Consider the following 22,249-nt stretch of genomic DNA (forward strand, 5'->3'; position numbering starts at 1 on the left):
CGGCCGGTGCGCTCACCGGCCTCGGCATCGCCGCAATCCTGTGCATTCCCGCCGTGCTTGCCTTCATCATCGGCTACTTCGCCTGCATCGTGGCCAGCGGGATCAGCTACGTCGTGTTCGCTGCGGTAATCGGCGCGATCCTGGGCGCGGTTGCACCAGATGTGATCCCGCAGGTCCTGCCCTGATCGACGATTCGCAGTGGTCGTGACCGAAGCCATGGAGCCGCTAGCCCTCGTGTCGAACTTCTAGATCGTGCAATTACTACATCGCACGAGCCGAATGGTTGGGCAACGAGTAAACGTACGTCCGTGGTTCCCCGTGAATGGCCAGACCGCCGTGTCGGCGATCTGGCCATTCACGGTGGCCGCAATGCGTCACCGTTCCAGATACCGGGAACGGGATCATCAACAACCTTCGCGCTGTCGTATCGACTGTGCGTTTGGGCCGTCTGCCTCAGCGTAGCTACTGGCCCCGTCCAATCCGCTCCTGCAGCGGTGGTGATGTGCCCGCGTTGCACGGCAGGTGCTGGTGCCGGTACGGGGGCAGCACCTAGCGCCGACCCGGCCCGTCCGGCGGGTCTGCTGGCAGCGATCGGGGACGGGCTCAGCACGCGCCTCGGCATCGACATTTCCGTGCTTTATTTTCCCTACGGCGCCGCGCCGCTGGGCTATGCCGCGGCGAAGACCACTGGTGTGGAGGGGCTTCGAGCCGAGCTGGCCGCGCAGTTTGACTCCGCGGACACCACCTCCGCCGCCGCGCAGGTCGTCGACATCCTCGCCCGAGTTGACGTCACCCGCATTGCCACCGATATCGGTATAGGCCAGGAATGAACAGAACTGGTTTCCGGCCCGTCGGCTGTCTGCTGCCCTGGTGGAAGCTGGCCAGCCGCGCGCATCGGCCCGCACCGACACAACACGGGACTTACTCGCCGGCCCGGCCAGGGAAACCGGCATCCGCTTTCACTCGGGCACGAGGACCGTTCTGGCACACCGTGATCCGCTGTCGGCCTGTCCGTTTACAGCAGTCGGCTCACGATGATCGCGTCCCAGAGCTCGCCGTTTCGGCGGCGGAAGTGTGCGCGCAGAGTGCCTTCGGTGTTGAATCCGGCGCGCTGGTACAGATCGCGCACAGCGTCGGCGCCGAGATAGCCGACTGGTTCACCCGCCACGGCGGACCGTGGCGGGACTCGAAGGGCTACCCGGTGTTGACCGCCAACACCTAGCGTGGGGTCGCCGTGGCAGCCCGGCTCCAGTCGAACCCGAGCTCACCTTTGTCGGCGATGATCTGCTCCCACCACGGGCGGTGCTCGATATACCAGGCAACGGTCTCGGCGATCCCGCTCGCGAAGTCGTGGGTGGGTGCCCAGCCCAGCTGGGACTCGATCTTGTCCGGGTTGATCAGGTAGCGGCGATCGTGGTTCGGACGGTCCGGGATGTGCTCGATCCACTCGTCCGGGTTCAGGTCGAGCGCGGTGACCACCCTGCGGGCGATATCGAGATTGGTGACCTCGAAGCGGGCACTGATATCGAAGATCGGCATCAGCCCCGGATCGGTGGCCGCCGCGGCCGGGATCGGGTCGAGTTCCGCGTGCAGCACCTGGTGCACCGCGGCACAGTGATCGGCCACATGCAGCCAGTCCCGGCTCTGTAACCCGTCGCCGTAGACCGGTACCTTCTTCCCGCGCAGCACATTCGTCACCGCGAGCGGGATCAGCTTCTCCGGCAGCTGGAAAGCGCCATAGTTGTTGGCGCAGTGCGTCATCCTGATATTCATCTCCGGGTAGGTCTGCATGTACGCGCGCACCATCTGATCCCCGGCTGCCTTCGCCGCCGAGTACGGCGTCTTCGCGTTCAGAGGCGATCCCTCGGTGAACCACTTGTCCCCCTCGGCCAGCTCCCCGTACACCTCGATCGTGGACACGTGCACGTGCGAGCGGGACCGGCACCAACCGGCTGCATTCGGCCATCACCTGCGCCCCGAGGGCATTGCTGCGCATGAACGACGACGGCCCCAGAATCGCGCGGTCGTTATGCGACTCGCCGCGAAATTCACCACATAATCCGGCCGGTGCTGACGATAGAGGGCTTCCATCACCTCAAGATCGGCGATATCGGCCTTCTCGAAGGTGGTTATCGGACGGTTACACTGGCCCATCCACCATAGCCTTGAACTGCCCCGGATTCGATGCACACCGGTTTATCTGTCACCGACCGATCGATGGAATCATCCCCGACAGCGTCAGTGACTCACTGAACCGCATCGACGGGTGTTGCGGACCCGGCATCTAAGTGATGAATTGTATTGTCCGACAATGGAAAAGTTCGATGGTCTGCTCGAGTTGGTGTTCTAACGTTCGAGCTCGAGGGTCTCCCGCGCCGCCGCTGCCGAGGTCCCTTCGGATTGCCCGTGGTCAACAGCCGCCTGCCAGACCGAGTTCCGCAGTGTTTCTGCGTTCATCCCCAGCCGGCCCGAGACCGCTGTGATCGCGCCGCGCAACCACGCGTACCACTACGGGGCCATGTCAAACAGCCTGACCCGGCGGGGAGGACCTGTAGTGGAAGGCTCATGGCGACGCACCGTAAGCCCACAGCCCCCATCTGATCAATCTTGCACTCAGGCCGAAAGCGCGATTTCTACCACCTCGGGCACCAGGGCGCGAATCCGGTTCAGGGCTTTGTCAGTTCGGACCGAGTCGACTGCGGCAAGGGTAGGTACGATGTCACGCCAGACATCTACCGCACCACCCTGATCGCCGGTCAGCCACATACCCATACCCGTATCGGCCACTGCTATCGAGTGAACCCGTTGATGAGTACCGGGGTTCCAGATCGACGCGGCTTTACCGAAGTAGTGTTCAGCATTCGGTGTATCCCCCATCGCCACAAACGCTTTCGCGATCTGATTGGCAATGGTCGCCTTATTCCGCATCCACACCGAAACGTAGCGGGGAAGCACTGTAGTCACCTCCGTGCCCGCCCATGGCCCGGCCTCGAGTTCACGCAGAGCAGCCAGTGCTTCGCGGTGGTTCCCCTGCTCTGCATGACAGCGCACGAGCGCCACTCGGAACACCGCCTCAGCATCGCCACCGACGACACCGCGCGCCAGCCGCAACGCCTCCTCTGCCAAGGGTACCGAGAACCCGCGTTCATCCGGCTTGGCCACGTCCACATTCTGTAACGCCAGAATTCGGGTAACGAAGCCCTCATGTCCAGGAAGGCCCATGCGGGCTAGCTCGCGAGCGCCTAGGTAGTACTTCTGCGCGACTCCGTCCATGTCCGCGTCATGGCTCTTGAATCCCACCAAGTATGCCAATTCTGCTGCGGCACTGAATGCTTCGTGCTTTGCGCGGGGGTCCTCGAACCTACCTCGTAGCATCGTCGCCACCTCGGTACCCAAGAACTCCGCGATGGCCGTCCGGCCGGTGCCGCCGCCCATCGCTTCATCCAGCTGGTGGAAGCCGTCCGCGATCTTGTGCACGGCCCGAACCTCCGCCATGCCTACTCGTGACGACGAGGTGATGTTGGCCAGTCGCTGTAAGTCCTCATCTACATCTCTTACTGCCAGCGCCGTTGCCGAGTACCCAACGGTCCGGAGGAACGACCGCCTATCCACGTCGGCTGTCCGAGAGCCACGAGTGAGGTAATTGGGTCGACTGCCGGTCCACATACTCTTTGGTACCTGCGCCGATATCAGCCGGGTGCGTCCGTTCGCCAGTCTCGAAGTACGCCAACGCGGACCGACTGTAGGGAACTCGGGCCGCCATCGCAGTGAGCGACAGTCCAGCCGCCCGGTCCTGGTGGAGCTGGAATCCGAATATCGCCTGGTCGCCGCCCACATGAGCAGCGTAGGCCGTATGTGGACGGCTGTGGATGCGTTTCGGTTACCGAAACCGGCTAGTGCCGGGCCAGCCTTTGGTTGATCCGAAGACCGGCACGTGGAGAAACACCGAACAGCGGGTTGCACTGGTCATCGGAGATCATTTTCTGCCGCAACGATTTCCGGCAGCCCCGCGAGATCGCGGATTCGCCAGTCGGACAGATCTGCGACATCCTGATTGTTACGGAGAATCCATCCCCACGGACCGCGCTGCAAATATGCGGTGCGCATGCCCGCCTTCTTCGCTGGAGCTACATCGTTGTCGATCCGGTCGCCGACATAGATGATCTGCTGAGCGGCGCACGGCGCGACCTCGACGACCTTGGCGAAGAACTCCGGCGAAGGCTTCTCCACACGCCAGTCGTCGGAGGTCGCGATGAAGGCGGCCGGCAGGCCCAAGCTCCTGAGAATTTGGCCGGAGCGCGCCGTTTGGTTACCGACGATCCCGACCCAGACGTCCATCTCCCGCAGCTTCGACAGTGCCGGTCGGACATCCGAGTAGAGGTCACTCTCGTCGTAGGTTTCTGGTTGGCCGGCGTCAGCGCGGGCCTGTCTCTCATCGGCGAGGTCGAATCCGGGCCGGAACACCTGGAACGCCTCGCGGTAATCCTGTCCGGTCGCGATGACAGCGCCGAAAACCGCAGCGAAGGTATGGCGAGGCACACCAAGCCAATCGGCCCATGCCCCGTACTCTCGTGTCTCGTCGACCAATGTCTCACCTACGTCGAACACGACTGCCGAAATCATGGGCGCAACCGTACCTAGTGGCCGCGAAGCTGTCCGGGCCTTCGCACTCCATCCGCCGAAGCGCTCGATGTGACGGCGATCATGACCGCGCGGGCAAGGCCGTCGTCCAGGGCTGCCTCAGACATGGCCGCCGCTGTGGACGCCTCATGGAGCACGTTCGCCGACATGGCGACATCACACCCCAATGCAGTTCAATTCGTCTGTGATCGTTTGGGTTTGCGGTACTCAGGAGACAATGAAGTGTACTCGGCACTGTTCTCGAGCATCGTCCTGCTTGCCGGAGTCAGCCAGGGTGCCGCCGACGCCAACGAGACGACCCGCGATGACAAACGACTTACACCGTCGCCGTGCTCCCACCGGCTGATGCCGTAGGCGATCAGCACCGGATTCGGGCACAGCAAATGAGCTATCTGATCCGCCGGCTTCTTCGCTTCGGCCTACGTGTCCACAACGCCTATTCGAGCTCCCACAACATCTTTCTCTCTGACAGGGGCTCAGACCTCCATGCAGTACCGTCCTGAAGTCGGATGCGCCACAGAAGGTCTCGGTTCCCAGTCCGTGCTGTGATCTAACGTCTTGCATCATTCCGGGCGTCTCGCGATCTACGAACATGCGATGGTCATCATCGACCCGCCTACGGCGCACTGACAACACTGGCCGGTGTTGTAATCGGTGCCATTATTGGTCACAGCGCCAGTAGCAGGGTCGTTGGACCGGCAACAATGCGTGTTGCTCATGGTCGTAGGCTCTCGGCATGCGGGTACCAGGGGTGTGGATTGGGTGCGATGTCATCGCGACTCGGATGCGGCGCGAGACCCGGCTCAGGCGCAGCGGGGAGCACCCCCGATTGAGCCGCAGCGACATCGTGGTGCACTCCGCCGATGGAGAACGCGTCGCGAGGGTGCTGACGCGGTGCGCCAGCACCCTCGGGTTCGATCTCGAAGGCGAGCAGTTCTGGGCCGGAATGGTCGCTGATCTCTTCGACGGCCCGTACGAGGACCGAGCGGCCGACGATGCCGGGATCGCGCTACGCGCACACTGGGTCACCGCGCCCGATGGCGAGCCCATTGGTCTCGTCGTGTGGTTGGCGCCGGGTGCGGTCACGCCTCGCCCGGTCTACAACAGCTGGATTCTCGATCTCGATGCGGTCACCACCAGCAGCGCCGGAGACAACCTCGCAATCCTGGGCACCGACCGCAAAGTCGGCGAACCGCGACCCATCCACGACCTGCTGCGATACGCGAACGCGGACGATGTGCCGAGGTTTCTCGCGTTGTACTGGGATGCCGCGACAGGTACGCAAGGCCTTGCGGCCGAGGCGATTTGGTCGATCCAGCCGCCGGGCGCCCCTGACTGGATGCATTTCTGGAGTGCCGCGCACGCCGGCGTCGGCCCTACCGAGCGAACCGTCTACGGTATGAGCCTGCAGCTGGCCCGGCGTCCCGAGCCGGTCGTATCCACGTTGCGGCACATAGTCCAGTTCACCCGGTCTTCGCTCATCCTGGTCGATGCAGAACGCCGGGTCACCCTGCACACAGAGGGGGTGCTGCGTGCCGAACTGTGCGACAGCAACATTGCCAACCTGCTGGATGAGCTGCAGATCGGGCGGATCGTTTCCGGACCGGAAACCAGCGTCGAAGCGATTGTGACGATCAACGGCCGCCGGTACCAGGCCAGCGCGTGGCCACTGCCGAGCGTGCAGCACAAACCCGTTCGGCCGGCCGCGATCGTTATCCGGCCCGTCGATAGCGACTCCGCAGCTTGACCGCCGCCACTGCTAGGTACTGCGGCGCGGGCCGCGCGCAGTCCACAGTGCGGTCCGGCCCACACTGGTAACCGACACGTCCGACCACGCTCGGTCGAGGGCGTAGCGCAGCCCGTCGAGATCGTCGCGCGGGTCGTCGAAGGCATTGTGCGCCCGGAAGTAACCGCCGACGGCCCGACTCGGCGGCGTTGCGGGCTCCGCCAGGGCTGTGGCGCCGAAAAACACGCCGTCGGCGCTGGTCACATCGGCAACGCGCTGGAACGCTCGCCCCTTCTCGCTCCACGTACCCGGCACACAGTGCATCAGCAAACTGGCCGCGACCGAGCCGAACCGCTGATTCACAGGCAGTTCGCCTAGCACGGATCCATAATGCGCTCTGGCTTCGATTCCGCGTTTCCGGAGGCGCCGGGAGGCTTCTTCTAGTGCATGCACAGACAAGTCCACCAACTCGACTACCGGAGTCCCCGCGGCGCCGAAGGGTTCTCGTTCGAGCAGGTATCCCGTGCCGGGACCGATATCCAGGTGCACCACAGACGACAGTCGCGAGTACTGGTCAAGCAGATGCGTTGTCTCACAGCGCCAGACGACCTTGTTGTTGATGCCCAACACAATACGGTCGTAGACACGCAGTAGACCGGGCGTATACGGACCAGCGCCATCAAGTTCTTCTTGGGTGAATTGGCTGACCTGAACCATATGATGGACTCCAAGAGGCACCGGGGCAGCCGGAAGCGCCCCATTCGAGAATGGGATCTGCTTCCGGGCTCGGGAATCACTCTCCGGCCGGTGCGAGAGGAATAATAGCAAGATCAGTCCCGCAGCTCAGGCCGCCGACTGGGGACCATCGTTCCGGCACCCAGCCGACCAGTGATTCCAATGTGGTTCTGCAGGCGCTAGCCGGTGGCGAAGGTGGGGTCCGGCGGGATCCAGCGGCTGGTCCGTGCGGCTGAGGACGCGAATCCGAAGTCGTGTTTGAGTTCCTCGGGGATGGCGTACTGCATGACGCGACCTCGGGTGAGGGAGCTGAGTTCGAACCAGGTGGTGAGGTGGCCGAGGCGGTCGAGGGCCCATTCGCCCAGGGGGGAACTCTCTTCGATGGTTTCGAGGATGCCGAGTAGGGCGGGGACGGTTTTGATGGCGGTGTCCCAGGCGGTGCGGGGTACTTCGAGCCAGTCGGCGCAGGTGTCGCCGATGAGGTAGCGGATGAGGGCGGAGACGACGGGGTCGAAGAGGGTGCCGGGGACGACTTCTTCGTAGAGGTCGATGAGTTGGCGGGTGAGGTTCACGCCTTCCTGGCTCGGCCCCATGTGTCGAATCATGTAGAGGTCCAAGAATTCTCGGGCGGACTCGATGTCCTTCGGTGCGTGTTCCTGGTCGACGCCGAGCATCGCGCCGACCACCCGCCATGCGTAGAAGTAGGCTTCGGCGCCGTCGACGCTCATGTGAATGTTCAAGCGGTGCAGGCTGTCCAGGACCAGCATCGAGAACAGCAGCTGGCCGCCGATCATGTCCTCCTGGCAGATCGGCGTCCCCCATTTGGCTGTGTCCCAGCGGTTTTCGCGGGAGAGGTGGTGGCGGATCGCGGCGTGCAGCAACCGCACCTTCTGCACGGCGGGAATGAAACGACTACCGGCTTCGAAGGCGTCGGGCTGCATCAGGTAGACGGTGAACTGTCCGGTCTCGGCCATCCGTTTGGACGGATACTCCAAAGAGTGGGTGGCCGACAACAGCTTCGCGACCTGCGGGATGACGTAACAGGCGGGCATGGCGGCGAAGGACAACGCGGTGGAGATGTGCACGTTGTTGTCGATGAAGAACAGCCTGGCCTTCTCCATCTCGTCCCAGTCCACCCAGGCGGGCGGAGCGGCGGTCGTGTGCAGATACTCGCGGGCGACCTCGGGCAGGTCGTCGGGCAGCGGCGAACCGGCGGTGGAGACGTAGCGCATGAGCGTGTTGAACTTGCCCACCTCCCCGCGTTCGAACAGGGTGGCCACGGTGGCATCGGCGAGTTCGTCACCGTGCAGGCGCAGCGCGTCCATCGACGTTTGTGTCTGATTCATCGAGACTCCTTGTGTCGGTGGCGAAGTGGTGCGGTCAGTAGCGGCGCGCGGTGGCGGCGGTGGCCAGTTCGGTCAGCGCGCGGGCGGCGGGTGCGGGCACGTCGGCCAGGGCGTGCGTGGCTTCCGCGACCCGGTCGGTGATCATCTGCTCGATGCGGGCAGGCGCGCCGACCCTGGTCATCAGGTCGCGGACCTCGCACAGGATGTCGTCGTCGGGTTCGCGGTGCTCCAGTAACCGGGTCAGCTGTTCGCGCTGCGGGCGGTCGACCGCCTGCCAGGTCTCGGCGAGCAGGGCGGTGGGGCGACGGGCGCGCAGATCGTCGAGATTCGCCTTTCCGGTACGGGCTTGGTCGCCGTACAGTCCGAGCAGGTCGTCGCGCAGCTGGAAGGCTTCGCCGAGCGGTAAGCCGTACGCGGAGAACGCTTTCCGCAGCGCGTCACTCGCGCCGCCGAGCGCGCCACCGATGAGCAAGGGCTGTTCGACGGTGTACTTGGCCGTCTTGTACCGAACCACCTTCAGCGACTCGGCCACATCCGGAACCCCACCGGTGCAAAGGATTTCGAGGCACTCACCGGCGATCAATTCCCGCGCCAGCACCGCCCACAGTGGGCGCGCCCGCGACAGGTAAGCCGCGGGCAGACCACTGGTGACGAACAATTGCCCGGCCAACGCCATCAGCAGATCCCCGACCAGCATGGCGAGCGCCTTGCCGGTCTGCGCGAATTCCGGTGCGCTGCGCAGCGGTTCGTGCAGGGCGATCTGTGCGGTCGGCAAGCCGTGCCGCAGCGGGCTGTCATCGATGATGTCGTCGTGCACGCTCGCCGCCGCGTGCACCAATTCCAGTGCCGCGGCAGCCCGGACGAAGGCATTACTGTCCGGCTGCCCGGCCGCGCGCCAACCCCAATAGCAGAACGCCGCCCGCAGCCGTTTGCCCTGCCCGCTCGCCGCTACCAGCTGGTCGGCCACCGGACGTAGTCGCGGATCGATGGCGAGCAGCTGGTCGCGTTCCTGTCCGACGAACTCCTCCAGGATGTCGTCGACGCGAGCCTTGAAAGCGCAGGCGTCGTGCCGATCAGGGCGCACCGGAACCGGTTTCGCGCGCGACGACATGCTGCGCGAGGATCTCGAGGTGAGCGGGCGGCAGCAGCGAGGTCCGGTCCAGCGCCAGCCGTCCACGCGCTTTCAGATCGCTCTCCGCCTCGCCGGCCATGCCGGTCAAGTCGGAACGCCGCAGAAAACCCAGCGCCCGATTCACCACCGGGCCTACCCGGCTGAGCGCCAGATCCGCGAGACCCGCCGCCAGGAGGACGGCGTCCTCACCTCGGGATCCGCGCTGATTCGACCTCTGCGACATGCGATCACGCTCCTGTCCACCCGAACGGCACCCACACCGCGACCCGGAAACGCTGAACAGGCCCGGCACCGTCAGTGTCGCAGCGGCGACCCGGTGACGTGCCGAGAATTCGCAGGACAACCAGTTGTCCTCTTGAATGTCGGCTCCGCACATGGTCTTCGGCGCAACACTTCAGCGCCGGGGTTTTCAGCGGGGAGTTCGGCCCACACAGACCAAGCGCCGCTCGTCGTACCACCCGTCCTCCGCACAGCGGAACTGATACGTCGCCATGGGTTGCGTTCGGGAACTCACGCACCGATAGAACACCGCCCGATCGGCCGGATCGACGTAATGTCCGGCACTCTTGCCGTCGCAGAAGTCCGAGCGCGCCTCGATCGGCACCACCGCGTACTGCCGAGCGGCGATATCGCGCCCGGTCCCCTCGGGCATATCCACCGCGGTCATGGTGCCGAGCGTCATGGCCGCGACGCCGAGGGGTGGCAGCACTGCGAGCACGGTCCCGGCGGCAAGGACGCCGGTGCGGCACGCCAGGCTGTTCGATTTCATGGACGGCGGTTCCCTGTCTCCCCGGTCGCGGGGCGTCGGCGGCTAGCGGCTCCCCTGTATTCGGTCCCGCGGACCGACCGGATCGGATCTTCCGACGGAAACGCCGTGATCTGGCGTTTTCCTCGACGTCTCACCGTTCTCAATCCGGACGAACATCCCGGTCCGGCAGCAGATGTCCGGTTTGTCAGCCGAAAATTTCTGTGACGTGTCGCACAATCGGTTTAGCAGCAAACTCCCTGCGTAGGTAACGGTTCGGCAACTACCAGGGAGGTGTTCCAAGATCGGTAGCACCTGTCATTTGCTATTCGTTTACCGTGCGTTCACCTAGCGTGACCATTCTGCGATCAGGTCATAAAGCGACCTGGAGTTTGGTTACACCGAGGAGTTGTTCACACACATTCGGAAAACGACCGCAACGGCAGGCCCCATGCCAGCCGCGGTCGGCGGACCGGGATCCGGCAATGGACCCGCTAACCCCAACCTTCCGCCGAATGGGCGCGCCGAGAGGCCGTCTTTCTCTCCGCATCGAGGATGCGGAGTCCCGCGCGACATCGCGGCCGGGCTCTCAGCGAGCGCCCCGGCACCGCACCACTGAACCGTCGCGTTCCGGGGACCACCGCGTCCCCCACAACAAAACCCGACAACAGCACACAGCCGTACCGGCGAGCGCCCACCGCGTGCCCGCCTTGGATCCGTGCTGCCTGCGCGCGCCCGGACCGAAACCTGTCCCCGACAAAGGAACCGATTTCGTCATGCCTGACAGACGCTTTTTCCCGCTCCGCCGCTCGACGCTTCGCGAGGGCATGACCTTCGCCATCGCCGCCGCCGGCGTCGTGGCCGTTGCCGCCTCCTCGGCGGTCTCGGTGGCCGACGACAGCGTCCCGTCCCGCATCGCGATGGTCGCCGAGCAGCATCCGGCCGCCGAGCCCGTCGCCGCCCCCGCGCCCATGCCCGCGCCGCTGCCGATCCCGATCCCCGTGCCCGAGCCGATCCCGGCGCCGCTGCCCGCACCGGCCCCCAGCTACCCGGACAACCTCGACGGCTGGATCCGCCAGGCCCTCGACGTCATGGCGGCCAACAACATCCCCGGCAGCTACGACGGCATCTTCCGCAACGTGATGCGCGAGTCGACCGGTAACCCGCAGGCGATCAACCTGTGGGACTCCAACGCCGCCGCGGGCATCCCGTCCAAGGGCCTGCTCCAGGTGATCGACCCGACCTTCAGCGCCTACCACGTCGAGGGCACCTCCTGGGACATCTACGACCCGGTCGCCAACATCGTCGCCGCCTGCAACTACGCGGCGCGCACGTACGGCTCGATGGACAACGTCAACGGCGCGTACTGACCCACGCAGCTCCCCGTCCGGCCACGCAACGACGCCTGGCCAGGTAGCGACGACGCCTCCCCACCTGACCGCGGGGAGGCGTCGTCGTCTCTCGCCCGGCCGCCGGATAGGGTCGTGCACCACCGACCTTTGGACTTCCGCGATGACCGATTACGCGCACAGCGACACGGCGGCCAAGAGCCGCGCTGAGAAGGCCCGGCGCCTCGCGAGCTACGTCTGGCACCTGGGCATCACCGGACCCGAACTGCTGGCGATGCCCGCGACGACGCGGCGCAAGCTCGCCAGGGCGGCCGACACGAACCCACCGAGCACCGAGGAGACCTGGGCGACGGTGGCGCAGTTGCTGACGGAGAAGGACGACTGGGCCGCCCGGCACCCCGGCCATCCGGCGGCGCGGCGTGAGCACACCGACGACAAGCTGATGTGGGTGAAGCCGCCGATCACACCCTGGTCGTGATCCCTTGCCGGACACCGGTTTCAGCGTCCGCATCGGCCCGTTCGGTAGCATGGTGGCAATGCACCCGCCGTCAAAGGTGACGCGATGACCGAGCGCAAACCAGCGAAACTGGACTTCGAATCGTGGATCGACAAGCAGATCCGCGAGGCAACAGCACGCGGTGAATTCGAGAATCTGCCCGGTGCGGGCAAACCGATTCCGCGCGGCAGCGACGACGAGAACTGGTGGCTGAAGGGCTACCTCCGTAAAGAAGGAGTGAGGGGCGACGCGCTCCTGCCACCGTCGCTGCTGCTGCGCCGGGATATCGAGCGACTGCCCGAGACTGTGCGCGAACTGAACTCCGAACGCGAGGTCCGCGAGACCGTGCGTGAGCTCAACGAGCGGGTGGTCGACTGGCTGCGCCTGCCGCACGGGCCTTACGTTCGCATCGCCCCGGTCGATACCGAGGAGATCGTCGAGCAATGGCGTGCCGAGCGCCGGCCGAAGCGATCGCCGGACACCTCTGCGAGCACCCCCTCGTCAGCCACGCGCACCAACACCACCTCGTGGTGGCGCCGACTGTTCCGCAGCCCCGACGCCGCGCCCAGCAACTGATCTCACCAGGACTTCAGCCCTGTGCAGGTATGGCGGCTCTGCGAGACCGACTTCAGCCGGCGCAGGTCGGGTCAGGCGCCTACGGCGGAAGGGGTCGATTCCTCTACTGCGACAAGAACTTTGTCGGACAGCGACTGAAGGGCGCGGGCTTCGTCGGGCGTGATGCAGTCGATGAAGACCTCACGCACCAGCCGGACATGATTCGGGGCAGCGTGTTCGAGCAACCGGCGACCTTCGGCCGTGAGCTTGACCAGCACCCCGCGCGCGTCCTCCGCCACCGGCTGCCGGTCGACCAGCCCGCGCGCGTCCATCCGGGCGAGATGCTTGGACAACCTGCTTTTCTCCCAGCAGACCTCGGCCGCGAGATCCTTGGCCCGCAGGCAGTCACCCGGCGCGGCCGAGAGGGCGACCATCAGTTCGTAGTCCGCCGCGGACAGCCCGTCCCGGGTCAATCCCTCCGCGATCGCCCCGTCCAGCCGCTGGCGCAGGCGGATGTAGGCCGACCACGTCGCCTGCTCGTCGTCACTCAGCCACTCCATGGGAATGAAGTCTACTCACATTTGGTTGACATGGACACCAACTCCCCTCTCAGGAGGTTCCGATGCCCGCCATCACCGTCCCCGACCTGATGATCCTGCCGCGCCTGCCCCAGCCCACCGACACCATGCGCGAACGCCCGGTGCGCACCGTGGTCAGCGCGCCGAAACAGCGCGAGGGCGCGGGGTTCGAGGTACGCAGGCCGTTCCCGAGCGTGGACCTGCGCACCGCCGACCCGTTCATCCTGCTCGACCAGATGGGCCCGGTCGCCTACGAGCCGCACGAGGCGAAGGGCGCGCCGTGGCATCCGCACCGCGGTTTCGAGACCGTCACCTACGTCATGGACGGCGCCATGGTGCACCACGACTCCAACGGCGGCGGTGGCGTGATCGGCGAGGGCGACACGCAGTGGATGACCGCGGGCTCCGGCATCCTGCACGACGAGCTGCCCACCGAGCAGCTGGTCATGGCGGGCGGCTGGTTCCACGGCATCCAACTGTGGGTGAACCTGCCGCGCGCGCTCAAGTTCGCCGCACCGCGCTACCAGGATCTGCGCGCCGGTGAGCTGACCCTGGTCAGCTCGCACGACGGCGGCGCGCTGGTCCGGCTCATCGCGGGTTCGGTCGGCGGATTCGACGGACCGGGCTCGACCTACACCCCGATCGCCTACGCCCACGCCTCGATCAGCCCCGGCGGACAGCTGGGAACGCCATGGCCGCAACACTTCACGGCGATGGCGTACGTGCTGTCCGGCAGCGGCACGGTCGGCGCCGAACGCAGGCCACTGCGCGAGGGACAGCTGGCCGTGTTCGGTCCCGGCGACGCGATCACGGTGAGTGCCGATGCGCGCCAACACAATCGGACCGGCGACCTCGAGGTGTTGTTGCTCGGCGGCCAGCCGATCAAGGAACCCGTCGTGCAATACGGGCCGTTCGTGATGAACACTCGCGCCGAAATCATCCAGGCCATGGACGACTACCAGGCAGGACGCATGGGAAACATCCCCGCCGAGCACGTGGCGGGCCATCCCCTAATGCCCTAGTTCTCGGCCGACGCGGTTGACAAGCGGGCGAGGCGTCACAACAGTGGATGCGGCGTCCGGTCGGACGCCTATCCATCGCAGCAACTATTTAGAGGAATACATGAACGTTCGCCGGCTTACCCTCAGCGCTGCCGTCGCGGGACTGACCCTCCTTGCGGCGCCGACCGCGCTGGCTCAGCCTCCCTCAGGTTCCTCCGGAACCGGATCGTCGGCCGTCGACACCGGCTCGGCCGCAACCGGTTCGGCTGGTCTGACGCAGACCGGTTCGGCCGGCGGCGCCTTCGCCAACTGTGAAGACGCCAAGCGCGCCAACCGGGCACCACTGTTTCGTGGTGAACCGGGCTACGGCCCGCACCTGGATCCGGACGGTGACGGGTTCGCCTGCCCCACGGTCTGATACCCGTGAAAGAAGAACACCCGGTGCGCCAAGGCACACCGGGTGTTCTGCTGTTCGGCGCCGACTCAGCGGAAGATCTTGACCAGCACCAGCCCGACCATCACGACGGCCGCGCCGATCAGGCTGTACTTCACCTTGGGCTCGTTCAGCTTCCGCAGCACGATCTGCTTGCTGTCGCTCGCGATCCGCTGCGGATCCGCGCGCACCGCGAGTTCGTCGAGCGTGCTCGCCAGCCGGGTACGCGCGGCCTCGATCTCCTGCTCGATCCGCTCGGTATCCTTCGCCACGTTCAGGCCTCCTGTGTTTGATGTGCCGCGCCGGGGCTCGAATCGCGGTGCGTGTTCGGCCTTCGCGGGTCACCCTCAGCTCCCGGCCGAGTGTATCGGTCCGCGCGGTGCCGACCCGGGGCACGCGGCGTTCTATAGATCCGCACAGTGCTGCCGAGGGGTGCGCGGCGCGGTTCTGTCGGTCCGCACAGTGTCGTTCCGTCTATCCGCAGAGTGTCCGAGCCGTCGGTTACCGTGCAGGACGTGACCGACAACCAACGACTCTCCCCCGGCGATACCGCCCCCGATTTCACGCTGCCCGACGCCGACGGCAAGGACGTGTCGCTCGCCGACTACCGCGGCCGCAAGGTGATCGTCTACTTCTACCCCGCCGCCAGCACCCCCGGCTGCACCAAACAGGCCTGCGACTTCCGCGACAACCTGGCCGAACTCGACGGCGCGGGCATCACCGTGCTCGGCATCTCGCCGGACAAGCCCGCGAAGCTGGCCAAGTTCCGCGACGCCGAGCAGCTCACCTTCCCGCTGCTGTCCGATCCGGACAGGGCCGTGCTCACCGCGTGGGGCGCGTTCGGCGAGAAGACCATGTACGGCAAGACCGTCACCGGGGTCATCCGCTCCACCTTCCTGGTGGACGAGGCGGGCAAGATCGAGGTCGCCCAGTACAACGTGAAGGCCACCGGGCACGTCGCCAAGCTGCGCCGCGATCTGTCGGTCTAGGACTGCTCCTCGAACGTCCGGACGAACTGCTCGTAGCCGTCCAGCAGTCGGGCCAGGCCGAACCGCAGTCCCCCGTCGTCCCACTCCACGTCGTCATCGTCGAACACCTGGGCGGCGAGGGCACGCGTCAGCGCGGGGTAGCGCTGCGAGTCGAGTACCCGGCTCAACATGACCGGGTACTCGGCATTGTCCCCGCTCGCCGCCAGCTCCTTGGCGACGCGCATGCGGCCGATCAGATACAACGAAACATTCATGACGAGTTGCAGTTTCATCGGCTCGGGCACGGCCGTTTCGGCGAACATCCCCAGGCCCGCGTCCAGCCAGGCCATATTGCACGGCCCCATCGGCGGCGCGGCCAGCGGCAGATCCACGAACCACGGGTGCCGTCGCAGCGACTCGGACACCCCGTCGGCCCAGGCCTCGATCCCGGCCCGCCACCCGACGCCGACCGGCAGCTCCGGCGGTAATCCGAGCGCGCGATCCGAGATCAGCACGAGCAGGGTGTCCTTGCTGTCCACATAGCGGTAGAGCGACATGGTGGTGAAGCCGAGCCGCTTGGCGACCCGGCTCATCGACAGCGCCGCCACCCCTTCGGCATCGGCCACCTCGATCGCCGCGTCGATCACCTGATCGAGACTCAGCCCGCGCTTGGGCCCGCGCGTGCCCTGCTCGTCCAGACCCCACATCAAGGCGAAGGGCTTGGCCTGCGCGGCCGCGCCGCTGACCGTCTCCGGCGTGTCCACCACTGTCGACCCCTTTTCTCGTTGCCTCTTCCCTCGGGCCAAAAACTGTGTACCGTCTAAACTAAGTTTAGCCCATACACAGTTTTGATCGAGGAACCACATGACAGTCCCATCTACGCCCGCTGTCAGCATCAGCGGGTTGACCAAAACCTTCGGCGACCGGACGGTGCTGGCCGGGATCGACCTGGAAGTCGCGGCGGGCACGGTCTTCTCGCTGCTCGGCCCGAACGGGGCGGGCAAGACGACGATGGTGCGCATCCTGGCCACGTTGACCAGCGCCGACAGTGGCGAGATCCGGGTCGGCGGTCATGATCTCGCGCACGAGGCCGATACCGTGCGCCGCCTCATCGGCGTCACCGGTCAGTACTCCGCGGTGGACGACGTGCTGACCGGCGCCGAGAATCTCCGGCTGATGGGCAGGCTGCTGCATCTGGGCAAGCAGCAGATCGCCGATCGCACCGCCGCTCTGCTCGACCGATTCGAGCTGACCGCCGCCGCCGACGCCCGCGTCGCCACCTACTCCGGCGGCATGCGCCGACGGCTGGATCTGGCCATGAGCCTGATGGGTGCGCCGCGGATCATCTTCCTCGACGAACCGACCACCGGCCTCGATCCACGCAGCCGCCGTGAACTCTGGCAGGTGATCCGGAACCTGGTGGCCGACGGCGTGACGATCTTCCTCACCACGCAATACCTGGAGGAGGCCGATCAGCTGGCGGATCGGATCGCGGTGCTGCACAACGGGAAGATCGTGGCCGAGGGCACGCCGGGCGACCTGAAGCGGCTCGCCCCCGGCGGGCACATCCAGCTGCGCTTCGCCGACCAGCACGACTTGGCCGCCGCGGCCCGCGCCGTGCCCGGCGCTGAGATCGACGCCGAACAGTTGGCGCTGCAAGTGCCCTCGGACGGCAGCGTCGGCACCCTCAAACAGCTGCTCGACCAGTTCGAGGACCAGGCGATCACCATCGACGGGCTGACCATCCACACCCCGGACCTCGACGACGTGTTCTTCGCCCTTACCGGGCACCCCACCACGCAGAAAGCAGCAGCGCTGTGACGATCATGAATACCCGGCTCGCCGTGCAGGATTCGGCCACCATGCTGAGCCGCAACCTGCGCCACACGGTGCGCAGTCCCGAAACGATGCTGATGACCGTCGCGGTGCCGATCGCGATCCTGCTGATGTTCGCCTACGTGTTCGGCGGCGCGATGAACGTCGGCGGCGCATACATCGACTACGTGGTGCCCGGCATCATCCTGCTGTGTGCCGGCTTCGGTTCGGCCACCACCGCGGTGAGCTTGGCCACCGATCTGACCAACGGCATCATCGATCGATTCCGCAGCATGGCCATTGCCCGGTCGTCGGTGCTGACCGGGCATGTGGTGGAAAGCGTGCTGCGCAATCTGATCACCACCACGCTGGTGATCCTGGTGGCCGTGGCGATCGGCTTCCGGCCGACCGGTGACCCGCTGCGCTGGCTCGCCGCCTACGGCATCATCGCGATGTTCGTCCTCGCGCTGTCCTGGGTCGCGGCCGCGCTCGGGTTGCTCGCGAATAGTCCGGAAGCCGCCAATGGGTCCACCTTCTTCTTCATGTTTCTGCCGTACGTGAGCAGCGCCTTCGTCCCGCCGCAGTCGATGCCGAGCGGGTTGCACTGGTTCGCCGAGAACCAGCCGGTCACGCCGGTGATCGAAACCTTGCGCGGTCTCCTGATGGGCACCCCGATCGGCAACAGCGCGCTGCTGGCCGTGCTGTGGTGCGCGGGCATCGGGCTGGCGGGGTACCTCGCCGCGGGTGCACTGTTCCGGCGCAGGACCAAGGACTGACCGGCCGGCGTAAGGTCCGATTCCGGGAGGGGACGGACCTTACGCCGCAGGCCGTTTCGGCTCAGGTGGACATGATCTGCTGCGCCGCCCACTGCACCATCATCCGGAAGTGGTTGTCCCACCAGGTATACGACTCCGCGGTGAACGCCGGCGGGGGCGGTGACTCGCCGGGGAAGAGCAGCGACCCGTTCGGGGCACCGACCTTGTTGGTGGCCGCCGGGACGCCCGAGCCCGACGTCAGCGGCGGCGTGGCTTTGGCTTCGGAGTCGCGCGCGGGTTCGGCGGGGATCAACGATTCCGTGCGATCCTGCGGCGTGCTCCCCCACAGCTGGGCGGAGTACTGAGGCTCGGATTCGACGGCATCGAGGGTGACGACCGTTATCTCCGGCTCCGCCGCGACGACGGGTGCGCGCCGGTCCAGCACGGGCCCCTCGACCCGAGGAGTATCGACCCGGATCCGGTCCGGCTTGTCCGCGCCCGACCCGCTGACGACCACCTTCGATTCGGCGGTGACGTGCGCGTCCTTCACCACCGCACCCGGCAACGTCCGCGACGAGCCGCCCGCGACGTACACACCGCCGACCACCAGCCCGCCCGCGAGCACGCTGGCCGCGGCGAACACCGCGGCGCCACCACGCACCCGGCGTACCCGTTCTTCCGTCTCGCCGACGCCGTCCACGTCCGCCATCGCATACAGCGCGGCACCGGCGGCTGACGCGGCGGCCGAAGTCTTGCACGGGATCACCGGCGCTCCGAAGGCGTCCACGGCCGCGATGACCGCGGGTTTGCCTGCGGCCGAACCGATCAGCACCACCGCGTCCGGCCGGACCGCCGCCGCCTCGAACTGATCCCAGGCTGCCGTCACCGCGGCACCCATCGAGTCCGCCGTCGCGCCGCCGGCCTGGCTGATCGAGGCGAGCACCCGGCGGCGGCCGCGGTCGACGAGGGTGAAGGCCTGATGGCCGGGCACCACCTCGCAGATCAGCAGATCGTCGAATTCGTCGAGCCAGGTCATCATTCCGGCCACGCTGAGATGCGCGGACTTGGCCGACACCAGGGACGCCGTGTGCCACTGCCCGGACGCCAGCCTGGTGACGACGGCGCGCCGCTCGGCAGCGTCCCGGTAGGTGACGGCCGCGCCCACGATCTCGTGGTCCTGGCCGAGTTCGGCGGCGAGTTCGTCCAACGCCGTCTCGACCGCTTCCGCCAAGTCCGCTTTGCCGTCACCGAGTGTCCGTTTCACCCGATGCAGCAGCACGCGCTCGGGTAGCCGTGCGCCGGTGTCGGCGAAAGCTACCGCGTGCACGGCGCCACGTTCGGTGGAAACGCCGAGAGTTACCACTGATCGAGCTACCACAGGTCGCGCCCTCCTGGTCCGTTCGCGCGTCAGAAGCCACGCGCGCTCGGTATGTGTTCGGCGCCACATTCGATCTGGATGGGTAGTGAAATCGGACAGAAGATGAACACGCAGAAGCCGTGCGCGTGTCGTGGGTGTGTCCGTACCGTTAGCCTGGATACGTGGAAGTACGCGCAGAGACCAGGTCGAAGCACCAACGTCTGGACCCTGCGTTGGAGCTGCAGGACGACCCACAGGAGCTCATGCCGCGGCGACGGCCGACGCAGGAGCGCAGTAAACGCAAGTTCGACGCGCTGTTGCAGGCGTCGCGCGAACTGCTCGTGGAGGTCGGCTTCGAATCGTTCACCTGTGAAGAGGTGGCGGCGCGCGCCGAGGTGCCGATCGGCACGCTGTATCAATTCTTCGCCAACAAGTACGTCATCGTCTGCGAACTGAATCGGCAAGACCTGGTGGCCGTTTCGCAGGAGCTCGCCGATTTCCACGGCGAGATCCCGTCGCTGGACTGGCTGCGGCACATGAACCAGCTGGTCGACCATCTGGCGAACCTGTGGATGAACGACCCGTCCCGGCGCGAGGTGTGGCTCGCCATGCAATCCACGCCGTCCACGCGGGCGACGGGCGCGATCCACGAGAAGGAGTTCGCCGAGGTCGTCTCGCAGATGCTGCGGCCGCTGACGCCGCGCACGCCGCGGGCGCGGCGCACCATGATGGCCGAGGTGCTGGTGCACGTCGTCTACTCGATGCTTAACTTCTCGGTGCAGGACGAGCAGAGCCACGCCGAGGCGGTGTCCGAGCTCAAGCGTCTGATGGTGGCGTATCTGCTGGTCGCGGAGAAGGAATCCCGCTCGGCCAGCGGACGCTGATTCCACATAGCCGCCTAGTTGCTGAATCCGAAACAAGGGCTATCCTTCAGGAGTATGTCCAGCCCAGGGCCGTCGGCTAATCGCCGCGCACTGTTTGCTCAGATGTCCGCGCGGTCCGCAGAACTGACCGCGCTGGCCATCAAGCGACTGCGCGCGGAAATCCCCGCCTATGCGCAGCTGGACCCGGAGACGCTGGCGCCGGCCACCCGCCGCACCATCGACCAGCTGATGCGAGTGCTCGCCGAGGGGCGTGACCTGACCGCCGACGAACTCGCCGTGTTCACCGCGCACGGCGAAACCCGGGGCCGCCAAGGGATTCCGGTGACCGAGATGTTCCGCGGCTGGCGGCTGGCCGTGCGGATCGCCATCGATCAGGTGGTCGCCACGGGCCGCAGGCTCGGCATCGGCGACAGTCAGCTGCTCGGCCTTACCAACGAATTGCTCGCGCTCACCGATACCGCGATCCTCGCGGTGGCCCGCGGTCATATCGACGCCGATTTCGAACGAACCCGCCACGACCAGCAGCGCCGCGCCGATCTGGTCCGCGGCATCCTGTTCGGCACGCTCAGCCCTGCCGAGATCCGCGTCCAGATCGAACGATACGGCTTGGACTCCGATCGCGAATACCGTGCGATCCGCGCCCGCCCGCACCCCGAACTGCCCGCGGACCGGGTGGCGCGGCAGCTCGAGCACACACCGTCCGGCGATCGGCCGCACGGCCTGCTCGCCCTCGTCGACGGCGACATCGCCGGCGTGGTGGACCACATGCCCGCCAGGGAGATCGAGACCGCGGTCGGCATCGGCCCGCCCGCCCGGCTGGATCGGATGGAGCCGTCGTTTCGCCGCGCCACCCGGGCCATGGCCACCGCCGAGGCCTTCGAACGCACCGGCGTCTACGAGCTGGCCGATCTCGGGCTGCTACCCGCCGTGCTCGCCGACACCGAGGTCGGCGACGAACTCGTCCGCCGCTACCTCACGCCGCTGGGCCGCAACGACAGTGCCGCGGCGCTGCTCGACACCGTCGCGCACTATCTGGGCAACGGCATGCGGGTGGACAACACCGCCAAGGAGATGGGCCTGCACACCAACACCGTGCGCTACCGGCTCCGCCGCTTCCAGGACCTGACCGGCATCGATCTCACCGACCCCGATCGCGCCCTCGAAGCATGGTGGGCGTTGCAGCGTCGCCGCCTCAGCCGGGAACGCTGAAAAGCCGCACACCTCCTGATGTCCTACACCGCAGGTGATTTCGGCTGCGGGACATCAGTTGGTGTGCGGCTGTACAGGTTTGACGCTCAGGCGGGGTTTTCCCGGCCTTCGATCAGGTCGACCAGTTCGCCCGGATCTTCCAGCACCACCATCGCGGCGGCGGTGTCGCCGTCGTGCGTCAGCGACAGGTGAACCCTTGCGCGAGGCAGGAATTCGGCGGCGAGGCCGTGCAGCTTGATGCTCGGCCTGCCCCACGCGTCGTTGACCACTTCGATCAGCGGGTACGGATTGTCACCGATCTGTGGGCGGCGCGCGAAGCGGGATGAGGCCCAGGCCTTGATCACCGCTTCCTTCGCCGCCCAGCGCACCGCGTAACTACGCGCCGGATCGGTCCCCTTGCTCTGACAGTAGCGCCGCTCGCCCGCGGTGAAACTTTCCCGGAGCATGGTGGTTCCGGCGCGTTCGAGCTGTTCGGCGAACTCGGAGATGGTCACCAAGTCCAGGCCGATACCGAGGATCGTCAT

At 66.3% G+C, this 22,249-nt stretch carries 28 protein-coding genes; 13 read left to right on the forward strand and 15 right to left on the reverse strand.

From position 1 onward, the window contains the following. Positions 1–185 (forward strand): hypothetical protein (locus tag IBX18_RS34740; protein WP_194837711.1); only part of this gene is annotated, 185 nt, incomplete at its 5' end. Between the two features lie 123 nt (positions 186–308). Continuing rightward, positions 309–830 carry a hypothetical protein gene (locus IBX18_RS34745; RefSeq protein ID WP_194837712.1) on the forward strand — a complete coding sequence of 174 codons (522 nt, stop codon included), beginning with the start codon at positions 309–311 and terminating at the stop codon, positions 828–830. A gap of 185 nt (positions 831–1,015) precedes the next feature. Here IBX18_RS34745 and IBX18_RS34750 read toward each other — a convergent pair whose 3' ends face one another. The 5 genes from IBX18_RS34750 to IBX18_RS34765 form a co-directional block, all read right to left on the reverse strand. Continuing rightward, on the reverse strand, positions 1,016–1,168 hold the full coding sequence (locus tag IBX18_RS34750) for a hypothetical protein (RefSeq protein WP_194837713.1): 153 nt from the start codon (positions 1,166–1,168) through the stop codon (positions 1,016–1,018). Between the two features lie 50 nt (positions 1,169–1,218). Further along, on the reverse strand, positions 1,219–1,926 hold the full coding sequence (locus IBX18_RS34755) for a GDP-mannose 4,6-dehydratase (protein WP_306796546.1): 708 nt from the start codon (positions 1,924–1,926) through the stop codon (positions 1,219–1,221). Positions 1,927–2,613: 687 nt separating this feature from the next. Further along, a complete protein-coding gene (locus IBX18_RS34760; protein ID WP_194837715.1) occupies positions 2,614–3,477 on the reverse strand; it encodes a hypothetical protein in 864 nt (287 codons plus the stop codon). A gap of 127 nt (positions 3,478–3,604) precedes the next feature. Next, on the reverse strand, positions 3,605–3,835 hold the full coding sequence (locus IBX18_RS43515) for a helix-turn-helix domain-containing protein (RefSeq protein ID WP_373889252.1): 231 nt from the start codon (positions 3,833–3,835) through the stop codon (positions 3,605–3,607). A gap of 131 nt (positions 3,836–3,966) precedes the next feature. Beyond that, positions 3,967–4,623 (reverse strand): HAD family hydrolase, encoded by a 657-nt coding sequence (locus IBX18_RS34765; RefSeq protein WP_194837716.1) that lies wholly within the window; start codon positions 4,621–4,623, stop codon positions 3,967–3,969. A gap of 847 nt (positions 4,624–5,470) precedes the next feature. Here IBX18_RS34765 and IBX18_RS34770 point away from each other — a divergent pair. Beyond that, the gene (locus IBX18_RS34770; protein WP_194837717.1) at positions 5,471–6,388 is read left to right on the forward strand and encodes a hypothetical protein; all 918 of its coding nucleotides are present in this window, start codon (positions 5,471–5,473) and stop codon (positions 6,386–6,388) included. Between the two features lie 12 nt (positions 6,389–6,400). On the opposite strand, the gene IBX18_RS34775 is transcribed toward IBX18_RS34770, so the two are convergent. From IBX18_RS34775 to IBX18_RS34795, 5 genes are all read right to left on the reverse strand, one after another. After that, the gene (locus tag IBX18_RS34775) at positions 6,401–7,084 is read right to left on the reverse strand and encodes a class I SAM-dependent methyltransferase (protein ID WP_194837718.1); all 684 of its coding nucleotides are present in this window, start codon (positions 7,082–7,084) and stop codon (positions 6,401–6,403) included. A gap of 197 nt (positions 7,085–7,281) precedes the next feature. After that, positions 7,282–8,448 carry an oxygenase MpaB family protein gene (locus IBX18_RS34780; RefSeq protein WP_194837719.1) on the reverse strand — a complete coding sequence of 389 codons (1,167 nt, stop codon included), beginning with the start codon at positions 8,446–8,448 and terminating at the stop codon, positions 7,282–7,284. A 34-nt stretch (positions 8,449–8,482) separates the two neighbouring features. Further along, positions 8,483–9,559 carry a polyprenyl synthetase family protein gene (locus IBX18_RS34785; protein WP_228542283.1) on the reverse strand — a complete coding sequence of 359 codons (1,077 nt, stop codon included), beginning with the start codon at positions 9,557–9,559 and terminating at the stop codon, positions 8,483–8,485. Beyond that, entirely contained in the window at positions 9,522–9,803 is a 282-nt protein-coding gene (locus IBX18_RS34790) for a polyprenyl synthetase (protein WP_107654679.1), read from the reverse strand. Before IBX18_RS34790 ends, IBX18_RS34785 begins: the two co-directional genes overlap by 38 nt. A 186-nt stretch (positions 9,804–9,989) precedes the next feature. Further along, positions 9,990–10,349 (reverse strand): chitin binding peritrophin-A domain-containing protein, encoded by a 360-nt coding sequence (locus tag IBX18_RS34795; protein WP_194837720.1) that lies wholly within the window; start codon positions 10,347–10,349, stop codon positions 9,990–9,992. Positions 10,350–11,101: 752 nt separating this feature from the next. Between IBX18_RS34795 and IBX18_RS34800 the strand changes: the two genes are divergently transcribed. The 3 genes from IBX18_RS34800 to IBX18_RS34810 all read left to right on the forward strand — a co-directional run bounded on the left by IBX18_RS34800 (position 11,102) and on the right by IBX18_RS34810 (position 12,746). After that, complete coding sequence (locus IBX18_RS34800) at positions 11,102–11,695, forward strand: transglycosylase SLT domain-containing protein (protein WP_107654677.1); 594 nt, start codon at positions 11,102–11,104, stop codon at positions 11,693–11,695. A 142-nt stretch (positions 11,696–11,837) separates the two neighbouring features. Continuing rightward, positions 11,838–12,152, forward strand: coding sequence for a hypothetical protein (locus IBX18_RS34805; protein WP_194837721.1), 315 nt, complete (start codon positions 11,838–11,840; stop codon positions 12,150–12,152). An 84-nt stretch (positions 12,153–12,236) separates the two neighbouring features. Then, positions 12,237–12,746 (forward strand): DnaJ family domain-containing protein, encoded by a 510-nt coding sequence (locus IBX18_RS34810; RefSeq protein ID WP_228542284.1) that lies wholly within the window; start codon positions 12,237–12,239, stop codon positions 12,744–12,746. A gap of 71 nt (positions 12,747–12,817) precedes the next feature. On the opposite strand, the gene IBX18_RS34815 is transcribed toward IBX18_RS34810, so the two are convergent. Beyond that, on the reverse strand, positions 12,818–13,285 hold the full coding sequence (locus tag IBX18_RS34815; protein WP_194837722.1) for a MarR family winged helix-turn-helix transcriptional regulator: 468 nt from the start codon (positions 13,283–13,285) through the stop codon (positions 12,818–12,820). Positions 13,286–13,347: 62 nt separating this feature from the next. Between IBX18_RS34815 and IBX18_RS34820 the strand changes: the two genes are divergently transcribed. Next, a complete protein-coding gene (locus IBX18_RS34820; RefSeq protein ID WP_194837723.1) occupies positions 13,348–14,325 on the forward strand; it encodes a pirin family protein in 978 nt (325 codons plus the stop codon). A 100-nt stretch (positions 14,326–14,425) separates the two neighbouring features. Continuing rightward, positions 14,426–14,722, forward strand: a complete 297-nt coding sequence (locus tag IBX18_RS34825) for an excalibur calcium-binding domain-containing protein (RefSeq protein WP_107654673.1) — start codon at positions 14,426–14,428, stop codon at positions 14,720–14,722. A 65-nt stretch (positions 14,723–14,787) separates the two neighbouring features. Here the strand turns inward: IBX18_RS34825 and IBX18_RS34830 are convergent, their stop codons facing one another. Beyond that, a complete protein-coding gene (locus IBX18_RS34830) occupies positions 14,788–15,009 on the reverse strand; it encodes a DUF3618 domain-containing protein (RefSeq protein WP_194837724.1) in 222 nt (73 codons plus the stop codon). Positions 15,010–15,252: 243 nt separating this feature from the next. Between IBX18_RS34830 and bcp the strand changes: the two genes are divergently transcribed. Continuing rightward, positions 15,253–15,726, forward strand: coding sequence for a thioredoxin-dependent thiol peroxidase (gene bcp, locus IBX18_RS34835; protein ID WP_194837725.1), 474 nt, complete (start codon positions 15,253–15,255; stop codon positions 15,724–15,726). Here the strand turns inward: bcp and IBX18_RS34840 are convergent. Continuing rightward, complete coding sequence (locus IBX18_RS34840; protein WP_306796547.1) at positions 15,723–16,472, reverse strand: TetR/AcrR family transcriptional regulator; 750 nt, start codon at positions 16,470–16,472, stop codon at positions 15,723–15,725. The genes bcp and IBX18_RS34840 overlap by 4 nt on opposite strands. 97 nt (positions 16,473–16,569) lie before the next feature. Here IBX18_RS34840 and IBX18_RS34845 point away from each other — a divergent pair, with 97 nt between their 5' ends. After that, positions 16,570–17,526, forward strand: a complete 957-nt coding sequence (locus IBX18_RS34845) for an ATP-binding cassette domain-containing protein (protein ID WP_194837726.1) — start codon at positions 16,570–16,572, stop codon at positions 17,524–17,526. Between the two features lie 5 nt (positions 17,527–17,531). Next, positions 17,532–18,296 carry an ABC transporter permease gene (locus IBX18_RS34850; RefSeq protein WP_194837940.1) on the forward strand — a complete coding sequence of 255 codons (765 nt, stop codon included), beginning with the start codon at positions 17,532–17,534 and terminating at the stop codon, positions 18,294–18,296. Positions 18,297–18,357: 61 nt separating this feature from the next. On the opposite strand, the gene IBX18_RS34855 is transcribed toward IBX18_RS34850, so the two are convergent. After that, complete coding sequence (locus tag IBX18_RS34855) at positions 18,358–19,653, reverse strand: hypothetical protein (RefSeq protein ID WP_194837727.1); 1,296 nt, start codon at positions 19,651–19,653, stop codon at positions 18,358–18,360. A 242-nt stretch (positions 19,654–19,895) separates the two neighbouring features. On the opposite strand from IBX18_RS34855, the gene IBX18_RS34860 reads away from it, so the two are divergent. Together IBX18_RS34860 and IBX18_RS34865 are read left to right on the forward strand one after the other, a co-directional pair. Continuing rightward, positions 19,896–20,516 carry a TetR/AcrR family transcriptional regulator gene (locus IBX18_RS34860; protein WP_228542308.1) on the forward strand — a complete coding sequence of 207 codons (621 nt, stop codon included), beginning with the start codon at positions 19,896–19,898 and terminating at the stop codon, positions 20,514–20,516. A 102-nt stretch (positions 20,517–20,618) separates the two neighbouring features. Then, the gene (locus IBX18_RS34865; RefSeq protein WP_194837728.1) at positions 20,619–21,725 is read left to right on the forward strand and encodes a CdaR family transcriptional regulator; all 1,107 of its coding nucleotides are present in this window, start codon (positions 20,619–20,621) and stop codon (positions 21,723–21,725) included. A gap of 86 nt (positions 21,726–21,811) precedes the next feature. Here the strand turns inward: IBX18_RS34865 and IBX18_RS34870 are convergent, their stop codons facing one another. Beyond that, positions 21,812–22,249, reverse strand: a complete 438-nt coding sequence (locus IBX18_RS34870; protein ID WP_194837729.1) for a holo-ACP synthase — start codon at positions 22,247–22,249, stop codon at positions 21,812–21,814.

Source organism: Nocardia sp. XZ_19_369, from assembly GCF_015355715.1.
GTDB lineage: Bacteria > Actinomycetota > Actinomycetes > Mycobacteriales > Mycobacteriaceae > Nocardia.